This window comes from Glutamicibacter sp. FBE19 (assembly GCF_015524875.1).
Taxonomy (GTDB): domain Bacteria; phylum Actinomycetota; class Actinomycetes; order Actinomycetales; family Micrococcaceae; genus Glutamicibacter; species Glutamicibacter halophytocola.
This window is the reverse complement of the sequence record NZ_JACKQN010000002.1, coordinates 158838-180003: the sequence shown is the minus strand read 5'-3', so window position 1 is coordinate 180003 and position 21166 is coordinate 158838. Positions and strand designations below refer to the sequence as shown.

The 21166-nt window shown below is 57.9% G+C and carries 20 protein-coding genes; 17 read left to right on the top strand and 3 right to left on the bottom strand.

All coding sequences use genetic code 11. The features are described from left to right. Positions 1-26: 26 nt before the first annotated feature. Positions 27-644 carry a TetR/AcrR family transcriptional regulator gene (locus H6F58_RS04475; RefSeq protein ID WP_236995273.1) on the bottom strand — a complete coding sequence of 206 codons (618 nt, stop codon included), beginning with the start codon at positions 642-644 and terminating at the stop codon, positions 27-29. Positions 645-886: 242 nt separating this feature from the next. Here H6F58_RS04475 and H6F58_RS04470 point away from each other — a divergent pair, with 242 nt between their 5' ends. The 13 genes from H6F58_RS04470 (at position 887) to H6F58_RS04410 (ending at position 13819) form a co-directional block, all read left to right on the top strand. Continuing rightward, a complete protein-coding gene (locus H6F58_RS04470) occupies positions 887-2041 on the top strand; it encodes an acyl-CoA dehydrogenase family protein (RefSeq protein WP_060701042.1) in 1155 nt (384 codons plus the stop codon). 81 nt (positions 2042-2122) lie between these two features. Beyond that, the gene (gene dxr / locus H6F58_RS04465) at positions 2123-3337 is read left to right on the top strand and encodes a 1-deoxy-D-xylulose-5-phosphate reductoisomerase (protein WP_146277986.1); all 1215 of its coding nucleotides are present in this window, start codon (positions 2123-2125) and stop codon (positions 3335-3337) included. Then, positions 3334-4683 carry a site-2 protease family protein gene (locus H6F58_RS04460; RefSeq protein WP_195181194.1) on the top strand — a complete coding sequence of 450 codons (1350 nt, stop codon included), beginning with the start codon at positions 3334-3336 and terminating at the stop codon, positions 4681-4683. The genes dxr and H6F58_RS04460 overlap by 4 nt, the downstream gene beginning before the upstream one ends. Positions 4684-4706: 23 nt before the next feature. After that, the gene (locus tag H6F58_RS04455; protein ID WP_146277988.1) at positions 4707-5006 is read left to right on the top strand and encodes a YciI family protein; all 300 of its coding nucleotides are present in this window, start codon (positions 4707-4709) and stop codon (positions 5004-5006) included. A gap of 114 nt (positions 5007-5120) precedes the next feature. Next, a complete protein-coding gene (gene arfB, locus H6F58_RS04450; protein WP_195181193.1) occupies positions 5121-5543 on the top strand; it encodes an alternative ribosome rescue aminoacyl-tRNA hydrolase ArfB in 423 nt (140 codons plus the stop codon). Between the two features lie 119 nt (positions 5544-5662). Then, the gene (locus H6F58_RS04445) at positions 5663-6217 is read left to right on the top strand and encodes an NAD(P)H-dependent oxidoreductase (protein WP_146277990.1); all 555 of its coding nucleotides are present in this window, start codon (positions 5663-5665) and stop codon (positions 6215-6217) included. Between the two features lie 142 nt (positions 6218-6359). Then, the gene (gene ispG / locus H6F58_RS04440) at positions 6360-7526 is read left to right on the top strand and encodes a flavodoxin-dependent (E)-4-hydroxy-3-methylbut-2-enyl-diphosphate synthase (protein WP_060701048.1); all 1167 of its coding nucleotides are present in this window, start codon (positions 6360-6362) and stop codon (positions 7524-7526) included. A gap of 25 nt (positions 7527-7551) precedes the next feature. After that, positions 7552-8376 carry a DUF4081 domain-containing GNAT family N-acetyltransferase gene (locus H6F58_RS04435; RefSeq protein WP_257746069.1) on the top strand — a complete coding sequence of 275 codons (825 nt, stop codon included), beginning with the start codon at positions 7552-7554 and terminating at the stop codon, positions 8374-8376. A 171-nt stretch (positions 8377-8547) separates the two neighbouring features. Beyond that, positions 8548-9177 carry a hypothetical protein gene (locus tag H6F58_RS04430; RefSeq protein WP_206693460.1) on the top strand — a complete coding sequence of 210 codons (630 nt, stop codon included), beginning with the start codon at positions 8548-8550 and terminating at the stop codon, positions 9175-9177. A gap of 55 nt (positions 9178-9232) precedes the next feature. Next, positions 9233-9982 (top strand): hypothetical protein, encoded by a 750-nt coding sequence (locus tag H6F58_RS04425; protein ID WP_195181192.1) that lies wholly within the window; start codon positions 9233-9235, stop codon positions 9980-9982. Between the two features lie 78 nt (positions 9983-10060). Beyond that, the gene (locus H6F58_RS04420) at positions 10061-10801 is read left to right on the top strand and encodes a hypothetical protein (RefSeq protein WP_060701051.1); all 741 of its coding nucleotides are present in this window, start codon (positions 10061-10063) and stop codon (positions 10799-10801) included. A gap of 382 nt (positions 10802-11183) precedes the next feature. Continuing rightward, a complete protein-coding gene (locus H6F58_RS04415; protein ID WP_195181191.1) occupies positions 11184-12971 on the top strand; it encodes a proline--tRNA ligase in 1788 nt (595 codons plus the stop codon). A 44-nt stretch (positions 12972-13015) separates the two neighbouring features. Next, entirely contained in the window at positions 13016-13819 is an 804-nt protein-coding gene (locus H6F58_RS04410; RefSeq protein ID WP_236995310.1) for a TSUP family transporter, read from the top strand. 18 nt (positions 13820-13837) lie between these two features. Here the strand turns inward: H6F58_RS04410 and H6F58_RS04405 are convergent, their stop codons facing one another. After that, positions 13838-14179 carry a hypothetical protein gene (locus H6F58_RS04405; protein ID WP_146277995.1) on the bottom strand — a complete coding sequence of 114 codons (342 nt, stop codon included), beginning with the start codon at positions 14177-14179 and terminating at the stop codon, positions 13838-13840. A 534-nt stretch (positions 14180-14713) separates the two neighbouring features. Beyond that, positions 14714-15781, bottom strand: coding sequence for a hypothetical protein (locus H6F58_RS04400; RefSeq protein WP_195181190.1), 1068 nt, complete (start codon positions 15779-15781; stop codon positions 14714-14716). Positions 15782-15955: 174 nt separating this feature from the next. Here H6F58_RS04400 and rimP point away from each other — a divergent pair, with 174 nt between their 5' ends. From rimP to infB, 4 genes are all read left to right on the top strand, one after another. Further along, complete coding sequence (rimP, locus tag H6F58_RS04395) at positions 15956-16522, top strand: ribosome maturation factor RimP (protein WP_195181189.1); 567 nt, start codon at positions 15956-15958, stop codon at positions 16520-16522. Positions 16523-16524: 2 nt separating this feature from the next. Beyond that, positions 16525-17508, top strand: coding sequence for a transcription termination factor NusA (gene nusA, locus H6F58_RS04390; protein ID WP_195181188.1), 984 nt, complete (start codon positions 16525-16527; stop codon positions 17506-17508). A 140-nt stretch (positions 17509-17648) separates the two neighbouring features. Beyond that, the gene (locus H6F58_RS04385; protein WP_075972423.1) at positions 17649-17969 is read left to right on the top strand and encodes a YlxR family protein; all 321 of its coding nucleotides are present in this window, start codon (positions 17649-17651) and stop codon (positions 17967-17969) included. 175 nt (positions 17970-18144) lie between these two features. Beyond that, positions 18145-21081 carry a translation initiation factor IF-2 gene (gene infB, locus H6F58_RS04380; protein ID WP_195181187.1) on the top strand — a complete coding sequence of 979 codons (2937 nt, stop codon included), beginning with the start codon at positions 18145-18147 and terminating at the stop codon, positions 21079-21081. The last annotated feature ends 85 nt before the right edge of the window (positions 21082-21166 follow it).

The following is a 21166-nucleotide window of genomic DNA, read 5'->3' as shown; positions in this document are numbered from 1 at the left end:
AACGCTGCGGAACAATGGCTTGGGATCTACACTACCGGGGAAGTCAACGCGGCGAGTGCCATATTCGACAATAGTGGTTTCAAGCCTGATTTTTTGGTTCTGGGCGAGTGCGCTGAGTGAGCGGTTGAGTTGAGCAAACCGAAGACTGCGTGGGCCCGGAAACGGTGGGACTGCTTGCTGCCGGCCGGATGCAATTTCGCCAGTTCATTGGTCCATAACTCGATGTAGGAGTTCTGGAGCTTGCGGACCAACAACAATTCGGCTTTCGGCAGCGACTTGAGATCGCGGTCTTGAACCTGCAGGATATCCGGGCGCGAAAGTGAAAAGTCGGTATGGAAATCAACTAGGCGCGAGAGGACCTCAAGCGGTGACCCACCCGCTTCGCAGGCCTTTTGGCCACCGGCATAGATGTCCTTGGACATGTCAACCAGCAAAGCGATAAGCACTGCCTGCTTGCCAGCAAAGTGCCGGTAGACCGCTGGACCGGATATGCCGCAGGCCGCGCCGAGGTCTTCCAGGGACACCCCTGCATAGCCGTGCTGGGCGAAGAGCCTGGTGGCTTCCCTTAACAGGGCATCACGCCGTTCTGCCTTGGCGCGTTCGCGGTCAGTTGGCTCGTTGAGTGGCTGGTACCTGCTCGCCATCACCATCATCTCCTTACGATTGCCAAGTTGAACTCTGGACAAGTGTGACGGGTGCCACTACTGTCAAAAATGAAGCTGTTTACGCACCAGTAGGCGGTAATCAGTTAATAATAATTAACCATACGCGCCGTGACTCTTGCTTCCAAGACGCTCGCGCGCTGGTCTCAGAAAAAGTCCAATATCGACATATTGCAGATCCAATAATTCGATATCGGTCCGTCCCTCAACGAAGAGAGAGCCTGATGATTAACCTCGAACTCGATGAACAGTACCAAGACCTGGTCAACATGGTCCGAGAATTCGCTCAAGAAGTAGTCGCGCCACAAAGCGCTGCCAATGATGCCAATCATTCCTTTCCCTATGACATCGTCAAGCAAATGGGGCAGATGGGGCTTTTCGGCTTGCCGATCTCCGAGGAATATGGCGGCTCAGGAGGCGACTATTTCCACCTGGCGCTCGCGTTGGAAGAACTGGGCAAGGTTGACCAGTCCGTAGCCATCACCCTGGAAGCCGGCGTTTCTCTTGGCGCCATGCCCATTTACCGATTTGGCAGCGAAGCTCAAAAACGGCAGTGGCTAGCGCCGCTGGCCACCGGCGAACGCATTGCTGGATTTGGACTTACCGAACCGGGCGCCGGCTCGGATGCCTCGGCTGCGCTCACCAAAGCAAAGCTGGAAGATGGACAGTGGGTGATTGACGGAGCAAAAGAATTCATCACCAACTCCGGCACCGATATCACTTCGCATGTCACGGCTACGGCCGTCACGGGGGTCGATGAGGCGACAGGGAAGAAGGAAATCTCGGCCATCATCGTGCCTACCGGAACCGAAGGGTTTACCGCCGAGAAGGCCTACGACAAGGTGGGGTGGCGCGCCAGCGATACCCATCCGTTGAGTTTTAATTCTGCGCGGGTACCCGAGGAAAATCTTTTGGGGGAGCGCGGACGCGGTTATGCCTACTTCCTTGAAATCCTGGACGAGGGACGCATCGCCATTGCCGCGTTAGCTACCGGCGCTGCGCAAGGCTGCCTGGATGAAGCCGTCAAGTATGCCAAGACGCGCACGACCTTTGGCACTGCCATTGGCAAGAACCAGGGTGTTTCATTCATGATTGCCCGCATGGCTTCTCGTGCACATACCGCGCGCTTGGCCTACTATGCAGCCGCTGCCAAAATGCTCGCTGGGAAGGACTTCAAAATTGAGGCCGCCCACGCCAAACTGATTGCCAGCGAAGCTGCCATGGACAATGCCCGCGACGCGACGCAGATCTTTGGCGGATATGGATTCATGAACGAATCCCTGGTGGCCCGTCATTACCGCGACTCCAAGATCCTGGAAATCGGAGAAGGGACAACCCAGGTCCAGCAGATGCTCATTGCCCGCAGCTTGGGGCTGTAGTTTTGCCGCAGAGCGCGCCATGCCATGCACAGGGCGTGGCGCGCTTTGGGCGCTCACAGTTAGACGAACCATAATGGATGGGTGAGCTTCCAAAAAACTTTTACCCCGGCCGGACACCCCCGCAGGATCTCCCTGATCGGTTCTACAGGATCAATCGGCACCCAAGGCTTGGACGTCATTAGCCAGGCGCCGGAAAAATTCTCGGTGGCCGCCCTTTCTGGCGGATACAACTTGGAATTGCTCGCGCAGCAAGCGGTCAAATACCGCCCGGCATTGGTTGGATGTGCCAGTGACTCTGTGGATGAACTTGCCGCCGCGATAAAACGTGCAGCCAGCCAAGCCTCGGTCAGCGGCTACAAGCCAGAGCTGGTGGCGGGGGCGCAGGCGGCGACAACAGTGGCCGCGTTCAGCGAAGCAGACGTGGTGCTCAATGGCATCACCGGTGCCATCGGGCTGGCTCCTACCATTGCCGCGTTGGAAGCTGGACACTTGCTGGCTCTGGCCAACAAGGAATCCTTGATTATCGGCGGGCAGGTCGTCAAGCAGATCGCTGCGCCCGGGCAAATTTCCCCCGTTGATTCTGAACACTCGGCCTTGGCTCAGGCCCTTCGCTCAGGTACGCCAGAGGAAGTATCCAAATTATTGGTGACCGCATCGGGGGGACCTTTCTTTGGTTACACCTATGATCAATTGCGCGAGGTGACCCCTGCCCAGGCGCTAGCGCACCCCACCTGGGATATGGGCCGCATGGTTACGACGAACTCAGCGACCATGGTCAACAAGGCATTGGAAGTAATCGAAGCGCATCTGCTCTTCGACGTTCCGTTGGAGCGAATAGAGCCGGTGGTTCACCGCCAATCAATCATTCATTCCATGGTGGAATTCATTGACGGCTCGGTGATTGCCCAGGCATCTCCGCCAGATATGCGCCTGCCGATTGCCTTGGGCATCAATTGGCCGCATCGCGTTGCTGGCGCCGCCAAGGCCTGTGATTTCTCCAAGTCCTCCAACTGGACTTTCGAGCCTTTGGACGAAGAAGTGTTCTCGGCAGTCAAATTGGCGAAGCAAGCCGCTGCGGCTTCGGGTACCCACATGGCCGTCTACAACGCATCCAACGAAGTTGCCGTGGATGCCTTCCACGATGGAAAGATTCGATTCACCGACATCGTCGAAACTATCGAGCACGTGCTCGATGACTACACTCCGGTGAACGCTGCACTCAGCGTCGAGACGGTTCTGGAAACCGACCGCTGGGCGAGGGCGCACGCTGCGAAGATTGTGGAGGCAAAAGCATGAGCGTAATTCTGTTCATTGCCGGCGTTCTTTTCATGGTGGTCGCCGTGGGCCTTTCCATCGCGCTGCACGAAATTGGGCACCTCGTCCCGGCAAAGCTCTTCAAGTTGCGAGTACCGCAGTACATGATCGGCTTTGGCAAGACACTGGTTTCTTTCAAGCGAGGGGAAACCCAATACGGGATCAAGGCGCTACCGCTGGGCGGCTACATCTCGATGGTGGGCATGTATCCACCACGCCCGGAGGCCGCAGACGAGCAGCCAGCCAAGAAGCCGGGCCTGTTCCAAAAAGTCTTCGGGCAGATGGTCGATGACGCTCGTTCTCAAGCCAATGAAAATGTCCGGCCGAGCGATGAAGGCCGCCTGTTCTACCAGCTTCCGGTCTACAAACGCGTGATCATCATGCTTGGCGGACCGTTAATGAACTTGGTGATCGGTTTTGTTGTCATTGCCATTGTTCTCACCAGCTTCGGGCAGGCTACACCGACGACAACCGTTTCCGAGGTGTATCAGTGCATCGCCAGCGCGCAGAATGCCGAGCAGACCGAATGCACGGACAAGGATGTTCCGGCGCCGGCCTATGAAGCTGGACTGCGCCCAGGCGATACCATCACTGCCATCAACGGCAATGCCGTCGAGCAGGGCGAGTGGAACAAGCTGACCGACGTAATCCGGGTGAACCCGGGGCAATCGATTACGCTCGATTACCAGCGAGACGGTCAAAAACGCACCACCACGTTGACCCCGTACCTTACTGATCGGCCAGCTACCGATGAAAATGGCTATGTGCTCACCGACGACCAGGGCAATTACATCATGACCAAGGTCGGGTTTGTTGGGATGAGCTCGTTGCAGCAGGACCTGACGCAGCCGCTGAGCGCCGTGCCTGGAGTTATTGGCAACCAGTTGCTGACCATTGGAAACGTCATCCTGCACCTGCCGCAGCGCATGGTGGATGTGGCCCAGGCAGCGTTTGGCGATGGCCAGCGTGATCCAAATGGTCCTGTGTCAATTGTTGGCGTGGGACGAATTGCCGGGGAAATCAGCGCCGAAGATTCCATTTCTGTTGGCGATAAATTCGCGACCTTGCTTTCACTGGTCGGGGGATTGAACCTCGCCTTGTTCGCATTCAACTTGATCCCGCTGCTGCCATTGGATGGCGGACATGTGATTGGCGCCCTCTACGATGGCATCAAACGAATGTTTGCCCGGATCTTCAAGCTGAAAAAAGTTAAGCCTGTGGACACGGTCAAGCTGTTGCCACTGACTTACGTTGTTGTGGTGGCCATGTTGGTTATGGGCGGCCTCTTAATATACGCAGACATCTTTAAGCCAATACAACTGTTCTGACCCTAGGGAAATAAGCTGTAGCCATGACTGTTTTTGCTGTTGAATACGTTTACGCCGAGGACTCAGTTGAGCTGCGTAATGAACACCGTCCGGCGCACCGCGAGTACCTCGTAGGATTCGTCAACGAGGGCCCGGCCCGAGTCCTGGCATCGGGACCGACTCCTGCTACCGATGGCGCTTTGTTGATCATTGCCGCTGAATCTGAAGCCGTGTTGAACGAGCTGCTGGCCAATGATCCGTTCAACAAGGTCGGTGCGATTGCTCAGGCCAATATCTCCGAATGGAACCCGGTCATCGGGTTGCTTCAGGAATTCTCGGCCTAGCGTGTCAGCGAGCTAAGCTCCCGCTCTTCTTTCGCAGAAGGGCGGGAGCTTATCAATTTAAGAATTTTTTGAAATGATCACGTGACAGGCGCCACGGATCCGGGAGGGAGAATTATGGATCTGCACGTCAACGACAGCTTGAGCATTCCTTCCGCCGAGCTTGCCTGGCACTTCACCCGTTCCTCAGGTCCCGGTGGCCAACACGTGAATACTTCGGATTCCAGGGTCGAATTATCTTGGTCCATCAGTGCATCGCGCTCGCTGTCTGCATGGCAGCGTCAGCGGCTGCTCGACAAGTATGCAGCTCGACTAGTCGCCGGATCCATAGTGGTGACGGCTTCGGAAGAACGGTCCCAGTGGCGAAACCGGCAGATTGCCATGGAGAAGCTGGGACGACTTGTCGACCAGGGACTTGCCGCGGACGCTCCGCAGCGAAAGGCCACCAAGCCAACCAGAGGGTCGCAACGCAGACGGCTGAATGCGAAATCCAGCCGATCCATCACCAAGCAACTTCGGAGAAAACCGGAGCAAGAGTAGAGGATATTGGCAATCGTGTTCTAGATCACTTTGATTCGCGGAATTGATGGGAATCACCGATAGTTGAAAATAGATGAAGCGTCAGCTTGTTTTGATTTTCTGATTTAGGAGTACATCCCATGGCCACTAAGGTCCTCACCCTCGTCGGATCCCTGCGTAACGGTTCGACCAACCAGCAGTTGGCAGAAGCAACCTCGCATAACGCCCCTGAAGGCATGGAAGTTTCCGTATTCAGTGGCCTGGAGAACATCCCTTTTTACAACGAGGACACCGACGTTGAGGGTGGCGTTCCAGCTGCCGCCCAGGCATTGCGCGACGCAGCAGCCGAGGCAGACGCGCTGATGCTGGTCACCCCGGAGTACAACGGCACCATGCCAGCTGTATTGAAGAACGCAATTGATTGGCTGTCCCGCCCGTTCGGAGCTGGTGCGGTTTCGGGTATGCCAACCGTTGTTGTTGGCACCGCATTCGGCCAGTACGGTGGCGTATGGGCTCAGGACGAGGCTCGCAAGGCACTGAACATCGCAGGTGCGAAGGTTCTGGAGGACGTCAAGCTGGCCATTCCGAACTCGGTCGTTCGCTTCGCCGAGCTGCACCCGAAGGACGACGCTGAAGTCGTTGAGCAGGTTACTACGGTGCTCAACAGCATCAAGGAAATTGCTGAAGCCAACTAGGCGCTTAATGGCTGAACGGCTTTGAAGTTGCGAGAAAGGCCACGGCGACCCCGTGGCCTTTCTCGCATGAGTACCCGCTCACCTCGATACGGTGACATACTTGGACTAAGAGATTTACCCACAATTTATTCGGAGGCGTCCATTGACTTCGGTCAGCCTAGGTATGCCGGCAGGCCCACCGCCGGTACTCGCACCACGTCGCAAGACCCGCCAATTCCAGGTCGGGTCGGTCGGTGTCGGCTCTGAATCGCCGATTTCGGTCCAGTCGATGACCACCACCAAGACTCACGACATCAACGCGACGCTGCAGCAAATCGCTGAGCTGACTGCTGCCGGTTGTGACATCGTGCGTGTAGCTTGCCCCACCGACAAGGATGCGGAGGCTCTGAGCATTATTGCGATGAAGTCTCAGATCCCAGTCATTGCCGATATCCACTTCCAACCAAAGTACGTCTTTGCGGCCATTGAAGCCGGTTGCGGCGCCGTTCGAGTGAATCCGGGCAATATCCGCCAGTTCGATGACCAGGTCAAGGAAATCGCCCAGGCGGCCAAGGACCACGGCACCTCGATTCGAATCGGTGTTAATGCGGGATCGCTGGACCGGCGTTTGCTGCAGAAGTACGGCAAGGCGACGCCTGAGGCATTGGTCGAATCGGCAGTTTGGGAAGCATCGCTGTTTGAGGAGCACGGTTTTCACGACTTCAAGATCTCGGTGAAGCACAACGACCCGGTCATCATGGTTCGTGCCTACGAACTGCTGGCTGAGCGCGGCGACTGGCCACTGCACCTGGGCGTGACCGAAGCAGGTCCGGCGTTCCAGGGAACCATCAAGTCCGCCACGGCTTTCGGTGCGCTACTTTCCAAAGGCATCGGCGACACGATTCGCGTTTCGCTTTCCGCTCCTCCGGTTGAGGAAGTTAAAGTCGGTAACCAGATTCTTGAATCGCTGAATCTGCGTCCTCGCAAGCTGGACATCGTCTCTTGCCCATCCTGCGGACGCGCCCAGGTAGACGTTTACACCTTGGCTGAACAGGTCACCGAGGGCCTTGAAGGCATGAAGGCTCCATTGCGTGTGGCCGTTATGGGCTGCGTTGTTAACGGGCCCGGCGAGGCCCGCGACGCTGATCTTGGAGTGGCTTCTGGCAATGGCAAGGGCCAGATTTTTGTCAAGGGCGAAGTCATCAAGACAGTGCCAGAAGACCAGATTGTTGAGACGCTGATTGAAGAAGCCAACCGTTTGGCTGACGAAATGGGACTGAACGATGACGAGAATCCTGCCTCGGGTTCTCCCGTGGTCTCCGTCAGCTAAAGACAGCCGGCGAAGCGACAAAAGGGTGCCGCGGACTCTGAACCGCCGTGACACGACGGCGCTCATCGAGCTGCTCGACCGCGACCCCGTCGCTAATATTTTCACCCGTTCTCAGGTGAACTTGCACCGTTCAGCTGCGCCGGATGGCTACGCCCGTATCGTCGGGCTCGATGGTGACGCCGGCCTCGAATCGGCATGTTGGGTAGGTGCCAATGTGGCGCCTACCCTCATGACCGAGGACGAGGCTAAAAAATATGCGCAGTATGCCTTGGAATCTCGGCAGCGCTTCGCCTCCGTCTTTGGCCCGGCGCAATCTGTGCTGGCCATGCATGAGGTACTACTCGAGGGCCCGCAAGAGATCTTCGATGTCCGGGAGAACCAACCTCTGCTGACTATTTCGCAGCAGCCCGCTGGAATCCGGCGCAACAATCTTCGTCCTGCGCGAATTCACGAATTCGATCTGGTGCTCCCAGCCAGTGCCGCCATGTTTGAAGAAGAACTGGGTTATTCCCCATTGGAAAACGGTGGAAGTTTTTATCGAAGCCGAGTCAGACAACTGATCCGCGACGCACATACCCTCATCGACTGCGATGACAACGGCGAGGTCGTCTTCAAAGCCGATTTGGGCACCGTGACTGACGAAGTTGTCCAGATCCAGGGTGTGTGGGTTAATCCCAAATACCGGGGGCTCGGCTTAGCCTCTGGGTATATGAGCGCAACGGTGGATTACGCCATGCAATTCGCGCCGATAGCCAGCTTGTACGTGAATGATTTTAATGTGCCTGCTTTGAAGACCTATCAACGTATTGGGTTTGAGCAGGTTGGCACCTTTGCAACGATCTTGTTCTAGGCAACGGCAGCTTGTACTTGCGGACGCGCGGGACCACTTTAGCCGCAATCTCGTCGTATTTGTCGATGATCTTCTAGACTCTAGAGAGTAAAGCTAAATGGGATAGGAAATTTTGTGCCCCAAGCCAATGGTTTCAAGTCGTATCTGGCCGTTGCTTTTTGCCTCGCAACGATGACATTGGCAAGCTGCAGCGCTGCTCAACCTGCACCTGAACCGACTCCTCAAGCGCCAGTGAAGATCAACGCTGACCAATTGCAGAAAATCCTTGAAGACTTCTCTAAGACAGATGCAAATGCCGCGGTCATCACCGATAAGAAGTTGCGGGCCACTATCCCGAAGGCCCAAGAATGGATTGAAAGCGTCAAGGTCAACCCGAGTAGATGCGGAGTTGCCTTTGCTGAGCCAGTAGCGGACCAACTGCAGAATTCCACGATGGGCGCCATCGAATTCGAGGACCGCTATCTCACAGTGGCCATCTACAAAGATCCACAAGTTTTGAAAAAGCAGTGGGACGCAAATGCCTCGGCCAATGAGCAATGCTCTCGCTACTCTGTCACCTCGGGCAATGAATCTCTCGCCTACCATCTGGCAAAGCAGCCAATGGACTCTGAAGCCGAACAAGATGAAAGCTACGTGGTTACCAGCAGTGACGGGAAAACCACCCAGCAACAGCTCATGGTTCGTGCCGCCACGTCTAACGTGTTGATCGGCATCCAGCAACCCACGTCCCAAGGGCAAACACAGCAGCAAGTCCACGGCGCAGCAGCGACGATCAACGAATTGCTGAGCGAGCTGACCTAGAGAAATTAGCGGCGTGCTCTCAACTTTCTCTGCAAGGACAACAAAGGAAAACTTCATGACCAAGCGATTGGTATTTTGGGCATTGCCGCTGGCGACATCGCTCGCCCTGGCTGGTTGCTCCGCCGGCTCATCTGATCAGGTGCCGAATTCATCCGAGTCCACGAGCCCATCGGACCAACAAGGTAATGCTGATGAACCGGCTACGGGTAAAACACTAGACGCAGCGCAAGTCGAAAACATCGCCTCCAAATTGCTTGAAGGCGACCCCGCGGTGCAGGTGATCGGCAACGAACAGATGCAACCGCAGCTTTCCGCAGCCAAGAACGCCAAGGTGCCTGACGGAATCAAGCCGGAGAAATGCGCAGAACTTAACGCCAAATATACGGTCACTGACCTGACCGGCTCAGTGGCTGCCACTTCGACGAGCAGCTCCGAGCAAATGGGTAAAGTCGTGCAGATTTTTTCGTTGACTGACGAAGCCACGCGAAAAAACGTGCACGATGCACTGGCACTGGATGATCTTGAGGACTGCGAAACAGTCACCATTGAACAGGGCGGACAAGAAGTGAAGGCCCAGCGCCAGATCTTGCCGCTGGCTGTCAAAGCCGAGAGATCGCTAAGCATGTCGACCATCATGGATGCCGGTGGTGGGCAAACATTGAGTTCGGTCGCCGTTCAAGCGTTGGAAGGAAACAATTTTGTTCTAGTCACCTTGCAAACGGGGTCGATGCAACCTGCAGAATTGGCGACTCAGGCAGTGGAGCTTGCAGATCAAGCGTTTGATGAAATCAAAGCGGCGCAATAGTTCCGGTATGTGGTTTTATTTCGAACGTGTTGTGTAATACTAGAGATGGCTTTTCACCATCAACGTGAGGATTACACCATGAAGAAGCAAGCTTTCTGGGTGCTGCCGATGGCGGCAGCACTCGCATTGAGCGGTTGCGGCAGCTCGGGTAACGAATCTTCGGGTAGCTCCGATGGTTCGGGTGCTGCGCAAGAACAGTCGACTGAAACCGCGGCGCTGACCGCTGAACAGGTCTCTGCGGTGGTCAAGTCGCTAGTGGGCGATAACTCCAAGGCGCAGGTTCTGGATGGCGACACGATTAAGGCGTCATTGCCTGAATCGAAGAAATTGATTGAGCAAATGAACATCAGCCCCGAAAAGTGCGCCGAATTCGTGGCACAGCAGGGGACACAGGATCTTGAAGGCACCAACATGGCTGTCGCGATCGTCCCCGGCGAGGGCATGGAGTCCACGACGTACTCGGTGCTCGGCTACGAGGATTCAGCCAAGCTTGAGCAAGCAAAGTCCATGGCCGAAAGCAAGGATTTGCAGGGCTGCGACAAGTTCACGATGTCCATGTCGGGCCAGGAGATTTCAGCTTCGGCCAAGGTCCTTGACGCCAGCTCTGATGCCGATACCACCATTGCCACCCAGACCAGCATGACCGTTAACGGTACCGAGGTCCCGGGCGGTTCTTACCAGATGCAGGGCCTGGTCGGGGCTAATGCTGTGATGGTCGTTTACTCAGGTGGCGGAGACACATCTGAGGCAGAAGTGCTGGACAAGCTCACGGGTGAATTGAACAAGGCTGTTGCTGAAGTTAAGTCGGCAGCTAAGTAGGAACTCCCCATACGTTTGGCTCTCTCCGGTTTCCTCAAGGGACCGGCGGGAGCCTTTCGGCTTTCCTGGCCACTTCACTGCCCCTGTGTGTCGGTGGACGCGTTCGCCGAGACCTGCCATCCTAACCGTGAATCGCGGTAGTGCGGCCCGCGATTGCCTTCTGGCTGGGAAAAACCGTTTTTTGGATCGTGCAGGTCCTGATTCCTATTGGCGCTTTTCGCAACACGAGCTAGCTCGCAGCCCTTGAATTTATTGGGAAGTGGCCCGAAGCGGTAGCATTGGAATCGGTCGACTTTACGGCCGAAAACCCATTGATTTTGCATAGCTAGTCGACACCGAAAATACTTTTCGGTCGTCGACGGACGGAATAGGACGCCCCCGAGTGGTTTTGAAGCTTTCCACTACCTTCTTGCGCACCTTGCGTGAAGATCCGGTTGACGCCGAAGTCGCCAGCCACAAGCTGTTGGTACGCGCCGGTTATATCCGCCGTGCGGCCCCGGGCATCTACACCTGGTTGCCGCTGGGTTTGAAAGTCCTTGCGCGCGTTGAAGCTATTGTGCGCGAGGAAATGAACGCCATCGGCGGCCAGGAAGTGCATTTCCCTGCGCTGCTGCCGCGCGAACCATATGAGCAGACCGGCCGTTGGACTGAGTACGGTGATGGCCTGTTCCGTCTGAAGGACCGCAAAGAAGCCGACTACCTCTTGGCACCGACCCACGAGGAAATGTTCACCCTTCTGGTCAAGGACCTGTACAACTCCTACAAGGACCTTCCGGTCTACCTCTACCAGATCCAGAACAAGTACCGCGACGAAGCTCGCCCGCGCGCGGGCCTGCTGCGCGGCCGGGAATTCATCATGAAGGACTCCTACTCCTTCAACATTGATGATGCCGGACTGGACGAGGCCTACATGGCTCACCGCGGTGCCTACCTGAAGATTTTCCAGCGCCTTGGCCTGGAAGTTGTTCCTGTTTTCGCCCAGGCAGGTGCCATGGGCGGTTCGAAGTCCGAAGAGTTCTTGCACCCAACCGCCATCGGCGAGGACACCTTTGTCCGCTCGCCCGGTGGCTACGCGGCCAACGTTGAAGCTGTCACCACTGTGGTGCCGGACGCCATCGACTACACCGCGGCTCCTGCTTTCGAAGTCGTCGAGACGCCTAACACCCCGACCATCGATACCCTGGTTGTGGCCGCCAATGAGCTGCGCCCCCGCCAGGATCGTGCATGGGAAGCCAAGGACACCCTGAAGAACGTGGTGCTGGCTGTCATTGATCCAGAGGGCAACCGCCACTTGGTCGTTCTTGGCGTGCCAGGCGACCGCCAGGTGGACGAGAAGCGTCTGGAAGCAACCATCGGTGTCGCCCTGGGCATCAACGGCGAGGTTTCCGTTGAGCAGGCCACCGCTGAAGACCTCAAGAGCCACCCGGAGATCGTCACCGGTTACCTGGGCCCAGCTCTGGGACTGGACCAGCAACTGCTGGGCAAGGAAACTGAAGGCGGAATCACCTACCTGGTTGATCCACGCGTGGTTTCCGGCACCACCTGGATCACCGGCGCCAACGAGCACGGCAAGCACGTCTTTGGCCTGGTAGCCAGCCGCGACTTCGCTTTTGATGGAACCATCGAAGCGGTCAACGTCCTCGAAGGCGATCCGGCACCGGATGGCTCCGGCCCGCTGCGCACCGAGCGCGGTATCGAAATGGGACACATCTTCCAGCTTGGCCGCAAGTATGCCAAGGCACTGGATCTGAAGGTGCTGGACCAGAACGGCAAGCTGCAGGTTGTCACCATGGGTTCCTACGGCATCGGTGTCACCCGCGCTGTGGCTGCCCTGGCTGAGGCTTACCACGATGAGAACGGTCTGGCCTGGCCTAAGCAGATCGCGCCGGCCGACGTGCACATTGTTGTCACCGGCAAGGGGGCAGAGATGCTCGAGGCCGCTGAAAAGCTGGCTGCCGAACTTGAAGCTTCGGGCCAGGACGTCATCCTTGACGACCGTCCAAAGCTTTCGGCTGGCGTGAAGTTCTCGGATGCCGAGCTGATCGGCATTCCAACCATCGTGGTTGTTGGCCGTGGCTTGGCTGATGGCGTGGTTGAGGTCAAGGACCGAGCCACCGGCGAACGCCGCGACGTCAAGGTCGAGGATGTTGTTGAAGAGCTGACTGCCTGAGCGCCTTGAAAATAACTGAATAGGGGAGTAGCGCGGTGCAAGAGATAGTGGAATTCCTGTCCGTCAACGGTGAACCCGTATCCTTCTGGCCCTTGGCCCTGCTTTTACTGGCAGCCTTGGGGGCCGGATGGATCGACGCGGTAGTTGGCGGCGGAGGCCTAATTCAATTGCCCGCGCTGCTTCTTTTTCCCGGAATTACCCCGGTTCAAGCGCTGGCCACCAATAAACTGGGGTCGATCTTTGGCACCACTACCAGTGCCATTACCTACTACCGGCGGACCAGCCCGGACTTGAAAACCGCGATACCGATGGCGCTGACAGCACTGATCGGTGCTTTTGGCGGGGCGGCCCTGGCTACGTTGCTGCCTTCTGAAGCAATCAAGCCGATCATTATCGCCGCGTTGATTGCGGTTCTGCTATTCACGATTTTTAAGCCAAAAGCCGGAGAGCTTTCCCGCCTTCGCTACACCGGGCACCAGCACTATCTCAGGGCTATCTTGATCGGCCTGATTATCGGTGGCTATGACGGCATGGTTGGCCCGGGCACTGGCTCTTTCCTGATCATTGCCATGGTGACAGTTCTTGGCTACAACTTTTTGCAATCCTCTGCAAAGGCCAAAATCGTCAACTTGTGCACGAATCTCGGCGCCTTGCTGTTGTTCGTCCCTACCGGACATGTGCTGGTCGGCCTAGGAGTGGCCATGGGCGTGATGAACATGATCGGTGGCTATCTTGGAGCACGCATGGCTATTTCCAAGGGCAGTGCATTTATCCGCATCGTATTTGTCGTCGTAGTCAGCGCGCTAATCGTCAAGCTCGGTGCAGACATGATTTTTGCCGGACAGTGAGCCGGGAATGCGCCCGCTCTAGACGGTGCGTGAGGTAGAGGCCTCGACGGTCGTATAACCTGCGTGGTGCCTCACGTGCTGTGGCTCAATGGCATGGACTACCGAGCTGGCTGTCATCTGGTCAATGCGGAATGTCAAGAAACTCGACCGCGATGCCGAACGGTACAGATCCCCAATGCTGGTGTTCTGCGGCAGTGGCTCTACAACTTGCAGGGCAACGCAGCCGATGGACACATACATGAACCACAGGTCGCCATTCTCTGGATCGGTGGTGGCTACCAGTACCGGTGGCTGGTGCGCGGCGACGAGGGACATGACATCGCTGAGCTGTTCGTCTTGCTGCGCGATGACGATAGGCATTCCCTGTACCCAACCGTGAGCGCTGAGCTGGGCGCGACCTTGCCTCGAACTGATGATTTCGCTGACTTGTTGCGCAATTCTTGATCGCACAAATCGACCTGGCATTATCCATCCTCCTGTGTACGAAGTTGTAACGAGTGTCTGGATCCCCATGCTGATGCCTCGATACGGACTGTTTCTCCCTGGCTAAATGGGGGAGTCAAATCTCGAACCTCCGGCACTTGATTTCACCATAGCTGTTTATTGGATGAATTGCGAGGGGCGAATGCCTGGAGAGAATTTGCGTAATTTTTATTTTTCGCATGAACCGGCAATGCGCCGTCCTATTCGACGCGGAATGCGGGCCTGGGTGGAGTGGAAAATCGTAGGTTGGCTTGGTGGTTCACCTTCGATATTCCGTCACGCCGGTGGTCGAATTTGTTCGGATTTAATCCTGTTCATTCCTCGACGTATGAAGCAGAAAAATACCGTTGTGATTATTTTGTAATACGGACGTCAGTGCCAGCGTGAAAGGAATCCCGCATGCTCACAGGGTCAGTTAACGCCCGTTCCGGATTCCAGGATGCGCTGATCCGAAGTGGCAGCCGAGGGGCCGCTGAGTACCTCATACGCCAGTGTTGCGATGCGCTTCCCAGCTCCTCCATCGGCGTTGCCCGCTGCGGTGACCAGAGCCCGGTCAAAGTCTTCTTGCGCGTTGGCAACGACTTTGTCCAGGTCCTCCAGCCCGTTTTCGGGCAGGGCATAGGCTGGCTGGCGCAGATCGCCGCATTTCTGGTCGACCACCGATCGCAGGCTGTTTAGCTGCTTGCCCAGCGCGGTGCGTTGTTCTTCAATTCCGTCAACTTGCGAGGACGTGCCACGTGCCGCGTGCAGCTGGAGGACAAAGTCCAATGCGTAGCCACGATCCAATGCGCGGGCAACGGCGACCGGTTCAAAGTCGTCCGGTTCACCGGCCTTGCCGGCCGGATCAAGCAAATCCGGGGAAGGCAAGCAGTCGACCTGATCGGAATTGCCCTCGTCTGCTGAACTGCTCAGGGGCTTGGCGAGCTTGGGAGCGTCTTTCTCGTCGAGGGCTTCCAAGGCATCGCGCGCGTCAAAGTTCGTTTGGAACGCGATCTGCGCGAGCAACTCATTGCGTTCCATGGAGGGATCCTCAAAAGCGGGCATAGAAGCGGAGAAATTCGCTACGTCCTGCACCAGGGCTTCAACTTGTTCGGGGGAGTAGTTTTGCGCAACCGGCGCGGGAGACTCTTCTTCGAATTGCAATTCACCAAGCAGGGCAGCGCCCTGGGACAAAGAGGTTCCCAGAATTGCGAGCGCTTCGGATTCCTGGCCTTGGGCCAGTTCGGCCAGCTTGTTGGCCCGCGCAGCCAGATCGGCCAACGTGGCGCCTTGAACCCACATGGTGCGTTCGTCGTCGGATGCATCTTTGACTTGTTCCGGCAGCCCGTGATCGACCAATGCGCCATGGAACAAGGTACTGCCGATTCCCCACGTCACGGCAACCGCCACTGCTCCAGCCAGAGCAGGAGCTATCCAGCCCGGTGCGCGGTGCGCTGTTGTCTTCCTGCGGCGGGAATTATGAGGAGAATTTTCAGTCATAGCGATTCGATCATGCCATGATCGGCCGGTGATTTCAGCCAATAGTGGTGTTGCGCGCCACCAGTGAAAGAAAAAGTGCGTGAGTTCTTTCACCTGAGACGGTTTGGCAGTTCTCAACGAGCGAAAGGCACTATAGGCTTAAAGGACAACATCGAATAGCGTGGGAGGATATCCATGACCGGAATGCCGGCCGATACCGAACAGGAAGCGCAGCGACTGACTGCATTGCTTTCCAAGGAAGTAGAATCCCACGGGCTTCTCTTAGAAGAAGTCGCTTTGCGCCCTTCCGGCAAGCAGATGATCGTTCAGATCATCGTCGACAAGGCCGACGGCCGCGATTCGGTGAACCTCGATGAACTCGGTGAAGTAACCACCACCATCTCCAATGCACTGGACAAAGATGCTGCCTATGCATCTGCAGATCCATATGAGCTTGAAGTGAGCTCGCCTGGCCTCTCCCGCCCGCTGACGGCGCATCGCCACTGGGTGCGAGCCATCAACCGCATGGTCAAAATCTCGCTCAGCGATGGAACCAAGCTGCGCGGACGCCTGCTTGAAGTCAACGATGCTGATGTCCTGGTTGCCGAGCACCGCGAGCCGGCCAAAAAAGGCATGAAGACCAAGGTTCTTGACCCGGCCATCCATGCTTTTGAAAATATCCGTAAAGCTGTTGTCGATCCAGAACTGAACTTCGATGACGCACTATTAGACACCGTTGATTCTGAAGATTTGGAGGGCTAAGCGTGGATATTGATCTCAACGCACTGCGCATTCTGGAAAAAGACCGCGACATCCCCATGGATGTCCTGATTCCGACCATCGAGTCGGCGTTGCTGCTGGCCTACAACAAGACCGAAGGCGCCATGCCGGGGGCTCGCGCCCACATTGAGCGCAGCACCGGCCATGTAGCCATCATGGTGGAGGACCGCGACAACGCTGGTGTTCTGCTCGGCGAATTCGATGACACTCCACACGGTTTTGGCCGCATTGCCGCCTCGACCGCACGCCAGGTCATCATGCAGCGACTGCGCGAAGCCGAGGATGCACAGGTTGTCGGGGAATTCTCCGCACGCGTGGGCACTTTGATCTCCGGCGTGATCCAACAGGGCTACTCGGCGCATATGGTGCAGGTGAAGATCGGCGACCTTGAGGCGCTGCTGCCACCAGTAGAGCAGTCCCCAGGCGAGAAGTACATTCACGGCAATCGCCTTCGTGCCTTCGTGGTCTCCGCTGAGCGTGGCAACAAGGGTCCGGCAGTGACGCTGTCGCGTTCGCACCCGGGCATGGTGCGACTGCTGTTCGAAATGGAAGTTCCAGAAATTGCCGACGGCACCGTTGTTGTCGAAGCGCTGGCACGCGAGGCCGGCCACCGCACCAAGATCGCCGTGCAGGCCACCAAGCCTGGCGTTAACGCCAAGGGCGCTTGCATTGGCGAAATGGGCACCCGAGTGCGCGCCGTGATGAACGAACTGAACGACGAGAAGATCGACATCGTTGACTACAACGAGGATCCAGCGAAGTTCATCGCAGCGGCCCTGTCGCCGTCCAAGGTTGTCTCGGTGGAGATCCTGGATGAGGCCGAACGCCGTGCCCGCGTAGTGGTTCCCGACTCCCAGCTGTCGCTGGCTATCGGCAAGGAAGGGCAGAACGCCCGCCTGGCCGCCAAGCTGACCGGCTGGCGCATTGACATCCTGGCGGCCTCCGGTGGCAAGGAGCCACAGCTCTAAAGCTGTTGTTCCAGGAAAATCTGGTCGAGCGTCCGGCAGCCTGGCGCTGTGTGAGCCACAACTCATGCGCGCTATGGCTGCCAAACGCGCTAGACTAGTAGTTGGCTCGCATAACTAGGGAAGGTGGCGACGGCGCTCGCATGAAGCTGCATCAGCAACGAACGTGCATTGGCTGTCGAACTGTTACCGGTAAAAACGAGCTGCTCCGTTGGGTTCTCAAGGAAGGCGCATCACCGCGTGTGGTGAGCCTGGACCTGCAGGGTTCTGCCTTTGGGCGAGGAACCTGGACCCACGGTACAGAAAAGTGTGTGCGGCAAGCTGTACAGCGAAAAGCGTTCGCGAGGACCTTCCGGTCCGCCGTGGACGATTCGCAGGTTGTGCAGGAATTCGCCGCATACGAAGATCAGCTGGCAGCACGCCAGCAATCTGGCAAACATGATGAAAGCGGGTCAGAAATCTGATGGCAACCCGATGAGTCGGCAATGTTGAGCGCACAACGATGAATTATCAGTTCTGCGTGATCCACCGTGCGACGGAAGAATTTCACGAATTACACAGCTGATTTGCCAGACCTCCTGATTAAAGATTTTTCTTTGAAGCTGGGGTTTGAGCAGATCACATCAATACAGGAGAGATGTGGCTAAACCCCGCGTTCACGAGCTCGCTAAAGAGCTCGGAATCACTTCAAAAGAAGCACTAACCAAATTGCAGGACATGGGCGAATTCGTTCGCTCGGCATCCTCGACCGTTGAACCTCCAGTAGCGCGCAAGCTGCGCGATGCTTTCCCAGGTTCCAACAATGCGGCAGCTGCCAAGCCGGCAGCTGCAAAGCCAGCAACCCCGGGTGCGCCAAAGCCGGCTTCCAAGCCAGCTGCAACCCCGGCTGCAAGCTCTGCAGCAAAGCCTGCCGCCAAGCCGGCAGCAGCAACCCCGGCACCGTCCCAGCCGGCCGCCCCTGCGGCACCGGCAGCGAAGGCCACCCCGGGTGCACCACTGCCCGGCGCAGCACCAAAGCCAGGCAGCAAGCCAGCACCAAAGCCAGGGGCACCACGTCCAGGCAACAACCCGTTCTCATCCCAGCAGGGCATGCGTTCGCCTGACTCCGGTGAACGTCGTGGCCAGAACCGCGATGGCAACCGCGCACCACGTCCGGGCGCACCGCGCCCAGGCGGCCCACGTCCAGGCAACAACCCGTTCTCCTCCCAGCAGGGAATGCGCGGCGAAGGCGGCCAGGGCGGCCCGCGTCCACCGCGTGACGGCCAGCGCGGCCCGCGTCCAGCAGGACAGGGCCAGGGCGGTCCACGTCCACCACGCGATGCCCAGGGCGGTCCACGTCCAGCACGCGACGGCCAGCGCAGCCCGCGTCCAGCAGGCCAGGGCGGCCCACGCCCAGCCGGCCAGGGTGGTCCACGCCCAGCTGGTGCAGGTGCCGGCGGTCCACGTCCAGGCGCAGGCGCTGGCGCTGGAACCACTGCTACCCCTCGCATGATGCCTAACCGCACTGATCGTCCAGCACCAGCCGGTGGCGGACGTCCAGGTGCCGGTGGCGGCGGACGCGGTCGCCCAGGTGGCGGCGGTGGCAACGGCGGCGGCGGTACCGGTGGCGGCTTCCGCCCAGGTGCACCACGTGGTCGCGGTGGCGTTGGCGGTGCTTTCGGCAAGGGAGGCGCCGGCCGCGGCAAGCAGCGCAAGTCCAAGCGTGCAAAGCGCCAGGAATTGGAGCAGATGAGTGTTCCAAGCCTGGGCGGTGTGAACGTACCTCGCGGTACCGGCGACACCGAGATCCGTCTGCGCCGCGGTGCTTCGATCACCGACTTCGCTGACAAGATAGGCGCCAACCCGGCAGCATTGGTCACCGTGCTGTTCCACCTCGGCGAAATGGCTACGGCCACCCAGTCCCTGGACGAGGCAACCTTCGAAGTGCTCGGCGAAGAGCTGGGCTACAAGGTTTCGGTCGTCTCCCCGGAGGACGAGGACAAGGAACTGCTCGAAGGCTTCGGCCTGGACCTGGAAGCCGAACTTGAGGCTGAAGGCGAAGACGTGCTCGAAGAGCGCGCCCCAGTCATCACCATCATGGGCCACGTCGACCACGGTAAGACCCGACTGCTGGATGCTATCCGCAAGTCGAACGTTATCGAGGGCGAGCACGGCGGCATCACCCAGCACATCGGTGCCTACCAGATCAACCACACCCATGAAGGCCGCGAGCGCGCGATGACCTTCATCGATACCCCGGGCCACGAGGCGTTCACCGCCATGCGTGCCCGTGGTGCCGAGGTCACCGACGTGGCCGTGCTGGTCGTTGCAGCGGACGACGGCGTTATGCCGCAGACCGTGGAAGCACTGAACCACGCACAGGCTGCTGGCGTGCCGATCATCGTCGCAGTGAACAAGGTCGACAAGGAAGGCGCCAACCCTGACAAGGTCATGGGCCAGCTGACCGAGTACGGCCTGGTTCCCGAGGAATACGGTGGCGACACCATGTTCGTGAAGGTTTCGGCACTGCAGAAGCAGGGTATCGACGATCTGCTCGACGCCGTCCTGCTGACTTCCGACGTGCTGGAACTGAAGGCCAACCCGGACAAGTCCGCTCGTGGTGTAGCCATTGAAGCGAACCTGGACAAGGGCCGCGGTTCGGTGGTTACCGTTCTGGTTCAGTCCGGTACCCTGTGCGTTGGCGACACCATGGTGGTGGGCACCGCCCACGGCCGAGTGCGTGCAATGTTCAACGAAAACGGCGAGAACCTGGACGTGGCACTGCCTTCGCGCCCGGTTCAGGTACTGGGCATGTCCTCGGTGCCTCGCGCCGGCGACGGCTTCCTGATCACCGAAGACGAGCGCACCGCCCGTCAGATCGCTGACAAGCGCGAAACCGCAGAGCGCAACGCCATGCTGGCCAAGCGCCGCAAGCGCATCACGCTGGAAGACTTCGACAAGGCCGTTGCAGATGGCAAGATCGATACCCTGAACCTGATCCTGAAGGGTGACGCTTCGGGTGCTGTTGAAGCGCTGGAAGACTCGCTGATGAAGATCGAGGTCGGCGACGACGTTCAGCTGCGCGTGATCCACCGCGGCGTGGGTGCTATCACCCAGAACGACGTCAACCTGGCTACCGTGGACAACGCCATCATCATTGGCTTCAACGTCCGCCCAGCCGAGCGCGTGTCTGAACTGGCTGACAAAGAAGGCGTGGATATGCGCTTCTACTCGGTCATCTACTCCGCAATCGACGACATCGAAGCTGCGCTCAAGGGCATGCTCAAGCCGGAATACGAAGAAGTGGCCCTCGGTACCGCCGAGATCCGCATGGTCTTCCGTTCCTCGAAGTTCGGCAACATTGCCGGTTCGATCATCCGCTCGGGCAGCATCAAGCGCAATTCCAAGGCGCGCCTGGTACGCGACGGCAACGTCGTGGGCGACAACCTGTCGATTGACTCGCTGCGCCGCGAAAAGGACGATGTCACCGAGGTCCGCGAGGGCTTCGAATGCGGTATCGGCCTGGGGTCGTTCAACGACATCAAGGAAGGCGACATCATCGAGACCTTCGAGATGCGCGAAAAGCCACGCGACTAATTGCCCATCAGCAATTAGCAGTGTGACTCACTGATTCGTGGGCGTTTGACCGATAGGCTTTGGTCAAGCGCCCACGAGTTTTGAA

What these genes read in the sequence shown, in the direction of transcription:
- H6F58_RS04475 (WP_236995273.1), bottom strand. Translation starts at nt 644, where the DNA reads ATGGCGAGCAGGTACCAGCCACTCAACGAGCCAACTGACCGCGAACGC.
- H6F58_RS04470 (WP_060701042.1), top strand. Translation starts at nt 887, where the DNA reads ATGATTAACCTCGAACTCGATGAACAGTACCAAGACCTGGTCAACATG.
- H6F58_RS04460 (WP_195181194.1), top strand. Translation starts at nt 3,334, where the DNA reads ATGAGCGTAATTCTGTTCATTGCCGGCGTTCTTTTCATGGTGGTCGCC.
- H6F58_RS04455 (WP_146277988.1), top strand. Translation starts at nt 4,707, where the DNA reads ATGACTGTTTTTGCTGTTGAATACGTTTACGCCGAGGACTCAGTTGAG.
- arfB (WP_195181193.1), top strand. Translation starts at nt 5,121, where the DNA reads ATGGATCTGCACGTCAACGACAGCTTGAGCATTCCTTCCGCCGAGCTT.
- H6F58_RS04445 (WP_146277990.1), top strand. Translation starts at nt 5,663, where the DNA reads ATGGCCACTAAGGTCCTCACCCTCGTCGGATCCCTGCGTAACGGTTCG.
- H6F58_RS04430 (WP_206693460.1), top strand. Translation starts at nt 8,548, where the DNA reads ATGACATTGGCAAGCTGCAGCGCTGCTCAACCTGCACCTGAACCGACT.
- H6F58_RS04425 (WP_195181192.1), top strand. Translation starts at nt 9,233, where the DNA reads ATGACCAAGCGATTGGTATTTTGGGCATTGCCGCTGGCGACATCGCTC.
- H6F58_RS04420 (WP_060701051.1), top strand. Translation starts at nt 10,061, where the DNA reads ATGAAGAAGCAAGCTTTCTGGGTGCTGCCGATGGCGGCAGCACTCGCA.
- H6F58_RS04405 (WP_146277995.1), bottom strand. Translation starts at nt 14,179, where the DNA reads ATGCCTATCGTCATCGCGCAGCAAGACGAACAGCTCAGCGATGTCATG.
- H6F58_RS04400 (WP_195181190.1), bottom strand. Translation starts at nt 15,781, where the DNA reads ATGACTGAAAATTCTCCTCATAATTCCCGCCGCAGGAAGACAACAGCG.
- rimP (WP_195181189.1), top strand. Translation starts at nt 15,956, where the DNA reads ATGACCGGAATGCCGGCCGATACCGAACAGGAAGCGCAGCGACTGACT.
- H6F58_RS04385 (WP_075972423.1), top strand. Translation starts at nt 17,649, where the DNA reads ATGAAGCTGCATCAGCAACGAACGTGCATTGGCTGTCGAACTGTTACC.